Origin of the sequence: Paenibacillus filicis (assembly GCF_038070315.1) — a bacterium.
Lineage (GTDB): Bacteria > Bacillota > Bacilli > Paenibacillales > NBRC-103111 > Paenibacillus_G > Paenibacillus_G filicis.
This window is the reverse complement of sequence record NZ_JBBPCC010000006.1, coordinates 199,687-210,104: the sequence shown is the minus strand read 5'-3', so window position 1 is coordinate 210,104 and position 10,418 is coordinate 199,687. Positions and strand designations below refer to the sequence as shown.

At 54.5% G+C, this 10,418-nt stretch carries 13 protein-coding genes; 11 read left to right on the top strand and 2 right to left on the bottom strand.

The window, feature by feature from the left end; genetic code table 11:
- Nucleotides 1-158 precede the first annotated feature (158 nt).
- From WMW72_RS11835 to WMW72_RS11805, 7 genes are all read left to right on the top strand, one after another.
- The gene (locus tag WMW72_RS11835; RefSeq protein ID WP_341415671.1) at nt 159-968 is read left to right on the top strand and encodes an Fpg/Nei family DNA glycosylase; all 810 of its coding nucleotides are present in this window, start codon (nt 159-161) and stop codon (nt 966-968) included.
- A gap of 16 nt (nt 969-984) precedes the next feature.
- Nucleotides 985-1,860: a deoxyribonuclease IV gene (locus tag WMW72_RS11830; RefSeq protein WP_341415670.1), complete on the top strand. Its 876-nt coding sequence runs from the start codon at nt 985-987 to the stop codon at nt 1,858-1,860.
- Nucleotides 1,832-2,200, top strand: coding sequence for a cyclic-phosphate processing receiver domain-containing protein (locus WMW72_RS11825; RefSeq protein ID WP_341415669.1), 369 nt, complete (start codon nt 1,832-1,834; stop codon nt 2,198-2,200). Before WMW72_RS11830 ends, WMW72_RS11825 begins: the two co-directional genes overlap by 29 nt.
- A gap of 25 nt (nt 2,201-2,225) precedes the next feature.
- Nucleotides 2,226-3,017, top strand: coding sequence for an ABC transporter ATP-binding protein (locus WMW72_RS11820; RefSeq protein ID WP_341415668.1), 792 nt, complete (start codon nt 2,226-2,228; stop codon nt 3,015-3,017).
- Nucleotides 3,014-4,048 (top strand): SAM-dependent methyltransferase, encoded by a 1,035-nt coding sequence (locus WMW72_RS11815; RefSeq protein ID WP_341415667.1) that lies wholly within the window; start codon nt 3,014-3,016, stop codon nt 4,046-4,048. The genes WMW72_RS11820 and WMW72_RS11815 overlap by 4 nt, the downstream gene beginning before the upstream one ends.
- Before the next feature lie 111 nt (nt 4,049-4,159).
- Entirely contained in the window at nt 4,160-4,723 is a 564-nt protein-coding gene (locus WMW72_RS11810) for a class I SAM-dependent methyltransferase (protein WP_341415666.1), read from the top strand.
- Nucleotides 4,724-4,807: 84 nt separating this feature from the next.
- Nucleotides 4,808-5,116, top strand: coding sequence for a hypothetical protein (locus tag WMW72_RS11805; protein ID WP_341415665.1), 309 nt, complete (start codon nt 4,808-4,810; stop codon nt 5,114-5,116).
- A 123-nt stretch (nt 5,117-5,239) separates the two neighbouring features.
- Here WMW72_RS11805 and WMW72_RS11800 read toward each other — a convergent pair whose 3' ends face one another.
- Entirely contained in the window at nt 5,240-5,758 is a 519-nt protein-coding gene (locus tag WMW72_RS11800) for a hypothetical protein (RefSeq protein WP_341415664.1), read from the bottom strand.
- Nucleotides 5,755-6,009, bottom strand: a complete 255-nt coding sequence (locus tag WMW72_RS11795; protein ID WP_341415663.1) for a hypothetical protein — start codon at nt 6,007-6,009, stop codon at nt 5,755-5,757. The genes WMW72_RS11800 and WMW72_RS11795 overlap by 4 nt, the downstream gene beginning before the upstream one ends.
- 296 nt (nt 6,010-6,305) lie before the next feature.
- Between WMW72_RS11795 and WMW72_RS11790 the strand changes: the two genes are divergently transcribed.
- The 4 genes from WMW72_RS11790 to WMW72_RS11775 are packed head-to-tail and all read left to right on the top strand — an operon-like array spanning nt 6,306 to nt 10,409.
- Nucleotides 6,306-7,427: a nucleotide-binding protein gene (locus tag WMW72_RS11790; protein ID WP_341415662.1), complete on the top strand. Its 1,122-nt coding sequence runs from the start codon at nt 6,306-6,308 to the stop codon at nt 7,425-7,427.
- Nucleotides 7,384-8,649, top strand: coding sequence for a TadA family conjugal transfer-associated ATPase (locus tag WMW72_RS11785; protein ID WP_341415780.1), 1,266 nt, complete (start codon nt 7,384-7,386; stop codon nt 8,647-8,649). The genes WMW72_RS11790 and WMW72_RS11785 overlap by 44 nt, the downstream gene beginning before the upstream one ends.
- A gap of 40 nt (nt 8,650-8,689) precedes the next feature.
- Nucleotides 8,690-9,529, top strand: a complete 840-nt coding sequence (locus WMW72_RS11780) for a type II secretion system F family protein (RefSeq protein WP_341415661.1) — start codon at nt 8,690-8,692, stop codon at nt 9,527-9,529.
- A gap of 22 nt (nt 9,530-9,551) precedes the next feature.
- Entirely contained in the window at nt 9,552-10,409 is an 858-nt protein-coding gene (locus WMW72_RS11775; protein WP_341415660.1) for a type II secretion system F family protein, read from the top strand.
- The last annotated feature ends 9 nt before the right edge of the window (nt 10,410-10,418 follow it).

The window sequence follows — 10,418 nt, the reverse complement described above, 5'->3', positions numbered from 1 at the left end:
AACGGGCCGAGGAGGGACGTTCCTTTGCCGATACAAGCGGCGAAGGATGCGATCGAATATGTTAAATCTTTGAAATTAACAGGCATTAAGGGCATAAGTTCCAGTAAAAAAGGGCAATACAGGAAGAACCTAATCAACACTTCCTAAGGAGAATGTATATGCCCGAATGGCCTGAAATGGAGAATTACCGTCGTCTGCTCGGAGGACTGATCGTAGGCAAGCGGATCACTGGGACTGAAGTAACCCGGGAGAAGTCCATCAATCTAGCGCCGGAGCGGTTCGATAAGCTGCTGGTGGGACAGTCCATCCGCCGTGTAGACAGACGGGCCAAGCATTTACTGTTCGAGCTGGAGTCCGGTGAGACTCTGGTGCTGCACTTGATGCTCGGCGGGATTATCTGCTACGGAACACTGCAGGAGAAGCCCGATCGGACCGTTCAGGTACAAATTTCGTTCGGGGACAGGAATCTCTACTTGATCGGACTTCGACTTGGTTATCTCCATGTTATTCCGCCCGAGCATCTAGCAGAAACATTCGCTAAGCTGGGTCCAGACCCCTTCGATCCCCGGCTGACGCAGGGAGTGTTCGACGAGCTTTTGGCACAGCGCAGAGGGACACTGAAGAGCAATCTGGTCGACCAGAGCTTTCTGGCCGGTATCGGCAACTGCTACAGCGACGAAATTTGCTTTGATGCAGCACTTCTGCCGGAGCGCAAGCCTGCCTCCCTCAGCCGAGAGGAGACTGTCCGTTTATTTCACTCGATGCGCCGGGTATTAGATGAGGCTACGAGCTTCGGCGGCTACATGGAGCTGCCATTGTATCCGGGCGACCGTCTGACCGGCGGCTTTGACAGTCGATGCCGGGTGTATGACCGCGAGGGAGAGTCCTGCGTTCGCTGTGGCACGGCGATCGAACGGCGTGGAGTTTCTTCCAAGAAATCGTTCTGCTGCCCAGGCTGTCAGGGATGAGAGGGGAGAGACATTCATGAAATTTGGCTGTCATCTCAGCATCCGCCGCGGCTATCTGGAGGCCGCCAAGACGGCGGTCCGCCTCGGAGCGGAATCCTTTCAATATTTCCCGAAAAATCCGCGCAGCCTGTCCATCAAAACGCCGATTCCTGCGGATGCCCAGGCCTGCGCGGCTTATTGCCGGGAGCACGGGATCCTCTCGATCGCACATACGCCTTACCCGACCAATCTGGCCGTCGAACCCGGAGATCTGCGTGATGCGACAATTGCTTCGCTGCAGAACGATCTGTCGATTGCCGACGCCTGCGGCTCCGTAGGGATCATCGTTCACTTTGGCAAATACCGGGGAAAAGACCCGTTACAAGGCTATAAAAATATTATACAATGTATAAATGACGTTCTCGCCGGGTATGCGGGCAGCACGCTGCTCTTGCTGGAGAACCAGGCAGGCGAAGGCAGTGCTATGGGCATGACGCTCGAGGAGCTAGTACAGGTACGCAGCTTGTGTCAGCAGCCCGGATTGGTTGGGTTTTGTCTCGACACCTGCCATGCCTTTGCCTCCGGCCTTTGGCCCTCGGGGGTGACGGACGGCTGGGGGCAGCTGCAGCTGGAGATGGAGCGCACAGGCTATTGGCAGGCGCTGCATGCCATTCATCTGAACGATTCTGTCTACCCGCGCGGCGGCTGTAAGGACAGACATGCCCGAATAGGCAAGGGCACGATGGGCGAGGAGCGCTTTGCCCGGATGCTGGCTTCCAGGCCGCTCAGGACGAGAGAGGGACTTCCGGTTGTACTGGAAACTCCTGTTGCTCCCGGAACGACGCATGAAGCTGAAATTCGGTATATTCAGGAGCTGAGCCGTCTTGACGAAAATCGATTTGTATCTGGATGATCTCCGGCCTTGCCCGCCAGGATTCGCGCTTGCTCGAAGCGCGGAGGAATGCCTACTGATGGTCAAGGAATGCCGGATCGGTATATTGTCGCTCGATTACGATCTGGGTTGGGGTGCCCCTAACGGTATGGATGTTGTCCGGGGGCTAATCGCCTCCGGTACATTCCCGGACCGGATCTACCTGCATACGTCCAGCGAAAGCGGACGCAGGCAGATGTATGAGGCTTTGTATCAGAGCAAGCCGGATCGTACCGAGCTATATGCGGGACCGATGCCGTATGAAATGCTGGCTGAGCGGGCTGCACAGGCAGGAAAGCCATCCAAGAAAGCTAAAGAATAGGTTGTGGTTGCAAATGACAGCAAGTATGGAAGTCACACAAAAAGCGGAGATTCTGTCGCTGGAGGGCATTCATTTTATCCGGGAGAACCGGCATATTCTTGATGATGTCGGGTTCCGCATTCAAGCGGGTGAGCATTGGGTCGTGCTGGGACGCAACGGTTCCGGCAAGACGACGCTGCTGGAGCTGATGAACGGCTATCAGTTTCCATCAAGCGGGCAGGTGCGGGTGCTGGATCATACCTATGGACAGTGCGACGTACGTGAGGTGCGCAAACGGATTGGATATATCAGCCAATCTCTGTATGAGAAGATGAATCCAGCCGATCCGGTCTGGGAAGTGGTGGCTACGGGCGAATTTGGCTTTCTCCGGTTCTATGAAGCCATCCCGCAAGGCATTCGCGAGAAAACGCTGGATAAGCTGCATGAGGTCAAATTGCTTCATATGGCAGACCAGCCGCTAGGTACGTTATCTCAGGGCGAACGCAAGAAAGTCATGCTGGCCCGGGCGCTGATGACGGAGCCATCCATTCTCATTATGGACGAGCCATGCGCAGGTCTGGATCTGTTTGAGCGCGAGCGGCTGTTGGAAAATATCAACAAGCTGAGCGAGCAGTCGATCACCGTCATCTATGTGACACATCATCTCGAGGAGATCGTGCCGATGTTCACGCATGTGCTGCTGGTGGAAGAAGGCAAGGTCATCGCTTGCGGCGAGAAGCGGGAAGTATTGACGGAAGAGAACCTGGTGAAGGCTTTCCAGGTGCCGATTCGTATCGAATGGTTCGGAGACCGTCCGTGGATTAAGGTGCTGGGATGAGCGAGTGTGTGTTTGTAGGTACCTCTAACCGCGGTTTTGCCCAACAGGCCCAGGAGGAGCTGAGACGTCTGCTTGGGCCTGCTGTCCGCTTCGGCTGGCTATCTCCAGGCGAGATTTTCTGGCTGGAATCGCCGTTGTCCCGCGATGAAACAATCGCCGCCGTTCTGAAGCAGGAACCTGCCTTTCTCCGGCATCTGTTTCCGGCGGATGTAGCGGATGAGTGGGGAGGGACATCTGCCGAAGCGATCGGTGCTGTATGTGGTCTGGTTGAAAGAAACCGGGAAGCGCTGTCCGCAGGAACGTCCGTCGCTGTGCAAATCCGCAAGCCGGAGGGAGAAGCCGAGCTTCCCGCACCGGCGTCTCTGAAAGCGGAGCTGGACGTGCTGCTGCAGCAGGAATACGGCCTGAATCCGGTCGTCCGGCAGTCTGACTGGATCTTGTCCGTCTACATGACCCGCAGCCGCCTCTATGCCGGGCTGACCCGGCCCGAGGAGAACTTGTCCGATTGGTCGGGTGGAGCGATCCGTTTCCGCAGAGAAGAGGGTCAAGTCTCCCGTGCCAAGTTCAAGCTGCTCGAGGCCGAGCTGGCGTTCGGACTGGATTTTCAGAGCTACCGTCAGGCGCTCGATATCGGGGCCGCTCCCGGAGGCTGGACAAGTCTGCTGCTGGAGCGCGGTCTGGCTGTAACGGCCGTAGACCCGGCCAAGCTGGATGCTTCGCTGTTGTCTCAGCCCCGGCTTACCTATCTGTCCAAGAAGGCGGATGAAGTGAAGTTCGAGACCGGTAAGTTCGACCTGCTCGTCTGCGATATGAGCTGGAGCCACCGTCAGATGGCCAAGCTCGTGCTGCAGCTTGCGGATGCGGTGCAGACAGGCGGGACCGCTATTATCACCGTCAAGCTGATGCATAAGAAAGCTTTCCAGTCGATCCGCGAGGTAACGGAGGACTTGTCCGGCGCTTTCACGCTGCTGAAGGCCAAACAGCTCTTCCACAACCGGGACGAGCTGACGCTGTTCTTAATGAAATCATAAAAACGGCGGTTCGGAATAATCTGAACCAAGGGAGAGCGACCTGTGAAGAGTTCTAAAACTTACTGGGAAACTCTATATGCCGGACAATCGGCCGAGTAGCTTCAATATGATTTGTGGCTGGATCCCTTCCTAAGCGAGCTGCAAGCTGGCGACGGACTTCCTGTGCTGGATCTGGGCTGCGGGGCCGGGAACAATGCGCTTTATTTGACGGAGCGCGGGGTACCGGTTGTTGCTTGCGATCTGTCGGAGGAAGCGCTAAAGCTAGTAAGTGAACGGGTGCCGGAGGTACGCACCCTGGTGCTGAATCTGCTCGAGCCGCTCCCCTTTGGAGACGGTACGGCTCCCGCGATTGTGGCCGATCTGTCTCTGCACTACTTTCACTGGGCGGATACCGAGCGGATCGTGGCTGAGCTCAGGCGTGTACTGAAGCCTGGTGGCTTGCTGCTGTGCCGGGTCAATTCGATACGCGATACGGAATACGGTGCAGGTCAGGGGACGGAGCTGGAGCCGGGCCTGTACGAATCGGGCGGCAGAATAAAACGTTTTTTCGAACGGGATCAGACGGAAGCCTTGTTCGCGAATTGGACGATCGAAGCGCTGGAGGAAAACGTATTGCTCCGCTACGAAAAACCGAAGAGAGCTTGGATGGTAGCCGCTAGACGGGACTGGGCCTAGGAACAGCCTGAACTTGCGTAGCCTAGCTGCTTTGACGCTTACGGACATCCGGCACAGCTAATTCGAGATGGAGGGAAGGTATCCATGGGAACGAGTATGACGGTATGGGCCATCGCCGGAATCATCGTCGCGGCGGTTGTGATCGCGTGGGCATTGGTTAAGGCAGGGCGCAAGGTCAGGGACAAAACGGAGGCAAGCAAGGTCATCCAAATGAGTTTGTACAAGCCGAAGCCCGGACAGCCTGTTAAGTCCCAAGGCGGCTCCAAAACTTGTTCGTTCTGCAAAAAGAAAAGTAAGCGACTGGCGTTCTACGCGAATGAAGCCGGTGGGGTCGTTGGCGTCTGTGATGACTGCCGGCCTCAGGCGGAGCGGAGAGCGCTGATGCGTTTGTAGCCGAAAGCGTTAATTATATAACATTAGCAACTAACCTTAGTTCGGGATTTCTCGGGCTAAGGTTATACTTTTTTCTGTTGCTTTTTCTTATGAAATTGTGACTATTATTCAGAGTATGAATTCTTAATAGGGAGCCTGAATAACTTGGATATCTGCAATAAGTGTTAGATCTTTATTTAGAATATAGCGAAATTCATAGAATTCGTGATGTTCATCCTCTCCGGTAATTTTTAATAGGGTGTGTTCAAGCTCAGCTTGCTGAAAGATCTGAATGTGCTTTTGGATATGCTTTATCGAGATATAGTCAGTGGGAACCCGGATATATCCATCATTTCTTTGTCTGTAGTGTTGCTCAAATAGGGTTTGTGCTTGATCTGGAGTATAAAACGAAGCGAGCGATTGAATGAGTTTGTCTTTGTCTTCTTCTGTAATGGGAGTAAAATGTTCGAACCTTGCTAATATGGCGAGGCTTTTGTGTTCAAGATGTATGAGTTTATCCAAGACCACTTGAGGGGTGTCATGAAGCTGAAGGAGACTTGAACTTGAACTGTGAATGGGTGTAATTGGGCCAGTACCACTCCATTCCGGATATTCCCATGTAGACAGTAGTATGTGGAGTATGATAAATAACGATTTTATCATACAAAATCTCTCTTATTTGAATTTTTGTATCGCTCCAAAATTTCTGGAAGTTGTTCGCGGGTGAGAATTAATCCATAAATAGTTGAGTGGATGAGTTGGAGATCGCCGTGATCCAGCAAAGACAAATGACCGTACGTTATTTGAAAAGAGGCACCAAAACGCCCTTGCAGAGCAGGTAATATAAATTTCTGTTCGATAGGAGACAGTTTTTCAAATAATGCTGTAATGGTTTGAGCCAATGTAAGCTCCATTAACTTTCAACTCCTATATATGTAAATAAGATGTACTATGATTCATGATAAATACAATGGTTGTACAATTCAACACTTTGAAAAAGGAAACTATTTCTCTAATAGATCAATAATAGCATTCTAAAAAAATATTAAGGTAATAGTTGAAACACTTGAACTCTACCAAAATTTCATATATAATCCATTTCATAAGATTTTAATAGTCAGGTCAACGGAAGCACCGTTGTCCGGGATGTATGTCCCGGGCAGCGCGTGCTTTTTTTGTGTCTTAGCACAACAAGGAGGGATAGACGTTGATGAGCAGACTGCAGCTGGTGCTATTGGATACGGACGAATATTTTGGGGACATGCTGTCGGTCTATCTCCGCACGTCTGAGTTTGCGCAGCGCTTCGAATTACAGCGGTTCACCAGCCGGGAGGACGGCTGCAGGTATTTGGCGGAGGCCAGGGAGCCGTTAATTGCGCTCGTCCATGAGTCATGGCTGCCGCTTCCGGATGAGGCCTTCAGGCTAAGAGCGGGTTGCACGCTGATCGTCAGTGAAACGGAGCGGCTTGGCGGCGTGTTGGAGTATCCGGTGATCTTCAAATATCAACCGCTGAACACGCTGCTCGCTTCGACAGCTTCGCATTATAACGAATTTAGTGCGGAAGCTCTGCTTGGCGGGGGCGTGACGAAGTCGCAGGTAATCGCCGTGTATGCGGCGACGGGAGGCAGCGGCAAGACGGTAACGGCCATTCACTTGGCTGCTCAGCTTGCTGCGGAGGGCGAGCAGGTACTGTGCTTCTCGTTGGAGCAGCTTCCCTCGTATGCCTGGTACGACGCTGCCGGTGAAACAGGAGAGCCGGATGATGCCTTCTCCCGGCTGTTGTATTACGCCAAGTCCCGGCCGGAGCTGTTGACGGCCAAGCTGGAGCAGGCCAAGCATCGGCATCCGCAGTGGCGCTTCGATTGCATCCGTCCCCTTCGGCAAACGGAGGAATGGGGAGATATGGAACCTGCCGACCTGAGGTCGCTGCTGAAGGCTGCCAGACAATCCGGTTTGTATGACCGGATCATTGTCGACTCCGACTCGTCTTGCGCTCCCGTTGTGATGGAACTGCTGTGTGAGACTGATCTTATCCTCTGGCCGGTCAGTGATGACGGAGTCCAGCTTAGGAAAACTAGCGACTGGATCGCTGCCCTGCGTAAGCGAAATGGCGAAGAGGCAAGGCTGGTTATGGACAAAGTCCGCTTTCTCCATAACCGGAATACTGGAGCTCGGTTGAATGATTTTCGGGCATATGCGATAGCGGTGAGCGGCCAGCTTCCTTATGTGCCGGAGTGGAAAAGTATGGTGCGTGTGGAGAGCATGCTCGTACGGGGCTTTGCCGATGATGCGGTTGCGATCGTCCGGGGAGGTGGAAGCAGTGAACGATGAGCGGTCCTGGCAGGATCTCCACGCAGAACTCAAGCGCATCGTACAAGAGCAGATCGACTACGGAAGCACTCTCTCCGATGCAGAGCTCCTGGATCTGATTGAAAAGGAGGTATTTGCCCGCTCCTCGCGCAGCCATCTGACGGCAGGAACGATGAATAAGCTGGTCAGGGATATTTTCAACTCGTTTCGCGGGCTGGATGTGATCCAGCCGCTGGTGGACGATCCGGAGATTACCGAGATCATGATCAACTCCCATGAGCGCATCTTCATCGAGAAACGCGGCCGTGTGACGGAAACCGGCCTTGCCTTCGAAAGCAGGGAAAAGCTGGAGGATACGATCCAGGCGGTGGTCGGGCGTGTCAACCGTATCGTCAACGAGTCGAGTCCGGTCGTGGATGCACGTCTCCCTGACGGGTCCCGTGTCCATGTCGTACTGCCTCCCGTTGCGCTGGACGGCCCGACGATGACGATTCGGAAATTCCCAGCGGCGCCGATGACCCTGGAGGATTTGCAGCGAAGGGAGGCGCTCAGCGAGGAAGCGGCTGCTTTTCTGATCCGGCTGGTGAAGGAAAAGCATAACATCTTTATTAGCGGAGGCACAGGCTCGGGGAAGACGACGTTTCTGAATGCGCTATCCCAGCATATTCCGGCGGATGAGCGGATCATTACGATCGAGGATTCAGCCGAGCTTCAGATTCGCGGCGTGCCTAATCTTGTCAGACTGGAGACGCGTAACGCGAATACCGAAGGGCGAGGGGAAATTTCGATCCGGGAGCTGATTCGCGCCTCGCTACGGATGCGGCCTAACCGGATTATTGTGGGTGAGGTGCGTGGCGCCGAAAGTTTGGATATGCTGCAGGCTATGAATACGGGGCACGAAGGCTCACTATCGACTGGCCATGCTAATTCCACGATTGACATGCTCAGTCGGCTAGAGACGATGGTGCTCAGTGGCGCAAGCCTGCCTCTGGATGTTGTACGCAAGCAGATATCTTCTGCGCTGGATGTGATGGTGCATCTGCAGCGACTGCGCGATCGGAGCCGCCGGGTGACGGAGATCAGCGAGGTGGTCGGCATGGCTGGAGGGGAGGTGAAGCTGCAGCCGATCTACCGGTTTGTGGAGCGAGGGGAGGCTCCGGATGGCCGTGTGATCGGCAGTTTGGAAGCAGTGAGTCGTGTGCCGCCGGTTGCTGTCAAGCTGTCAACGGGCGGCTTGACCTGAAGCTCGGGGCACGCGGAATTCATAATAGGGAGGCAGATGAATGAAGGCCAGACGATGGGCAGGCTTACAAGCCGCTTGGCGCTGGCAGATAGCGCTTTTTCCTGGCAAAGACAAGGGGCATGGAGTGCGTGCAAGGGTACTTACGGATTACGGACAGCTGGAGTTAAGCGCTAAGCAGCAAGTTCTGGCTATCTGTGTGGGAGCAGCACTGCTTGGCTGCCTGGCCTGGATTTTCTTCCGGCATCCGGTTGCTTTGCTGCTATCCCTGCCGGGAGGGCTGTTATTTCCTGCGATGCTACGCAAAAGCTTGCTCGAGCGCCGGAAGGCCCAACTCAAAATTCAGTTCAAGCAGCTGTTATCGACCGTCTCCACATCGCTCGGGGCGGGCAAGTCCATTGAGAGTGCCTTTCGGGAAGCCATGCAGGACCTGAGACTGTTGTATCCCGATCCTTCGACAATGATTATCCGGGAGCTGGAGATTTTAAACCGTAGACTGGATAACGGGGAAAGTATAGAATCGGCGTTGCTCGGCTTTGCCCAGCGTGCCGGTCTGGACGAAATCGGCCAGTTTGCCGATGTGTTCGTTATTTGCAAGCGGACGGGAGGCAGCTTGGTGCAGGTCGTAAGGCGAACGTCCATGCTGATCCAGGAAAAGCTGGATATCGAGCAGGATTTGGCTGTCACTTTGGCTCAAAAGAAATTCGAGGCCAGACTTTTGTCCGTAGCTCCGGTGTTTTTTGTGGCTACGATGGCCTGGACGGCACCCGATTATATGGAGCCGCTCTACGAAGGAGCCGGACGTTTCGTGATGACGGGAGCGCTTGGCGTACTGTGGCTGTGCCGGTCCTGGATCGGCAACATTATGAAAATAAGGGTGTGAGCCATTGTCCTGGATGCTAATTATGCTGCTCCTACAAGCGGGAGCTATCCCGGCAATAGCGGCTAAGTCGCATCGCAGATATGCCCCCTGGCTGGAGGAGCATTGGAAGCTCAAGCCGAGCGATGCGCTGTATTGGCTGGCGGCCGCAGCTCTCACGGTTATGGAACGCCTGGAACTCTCCGACAAGCTCAGCGAGCCGCTTCATAGGGTTCATCAGATTATGGCTGGCTTGCACGGAGCCAAACAGGCGCTGGCACGTACGCGCTGGTTTACGGTGCGTGCTTTGCTTGTCATGTATGGCTGCGTGGCGTTCTTTATAGCGACCGGTGCGCTGCTGGAGGATGAGCCGGAGCTGCTGCTTTACGGCGTGTTATGCGCATCGGCAGCTCCCTTCGTGCTATTTAAGCAAGAGCAGGGAAAGCTGCTGAGCAAGAAACGGGAGATGCTGATCGAGCTGCCGGAAGCGCTGAATCAACTGATGCTGCTTATTGGTGCAGGCGAAACGGTACAGCAGGCGATCGTTCGAATATCCGAGCGAACGGCTGATTCTACGAACCCGCTCCGCCAGGAACTCGGTGAAGTGGCCAATGCGCTGAAGATGAATGTCTCGTTCGCCAAGGCGATGGAAGAGTTCAGCAAGCGGTGCGCCTTGCAGGAAACGACACTATTCACGACGACGCTGATGCTGAACTACAAACGCGGGGGCGACGAGATGCTCGTCTCACTGCGCGAGCTGTCCATGACCCTTTGGGACAAGCGCAAGGCACTGGCCAAGACGCTGGGCGAGGAAGCCTCGTCGAAGCTGGTGTTCCCGATGGTGCTGATTTTCTTTGTCGTTATGGTCATCGTAGCTGTGCCTGCGTTGATGATGGCCGGATAGCAGGGCAAG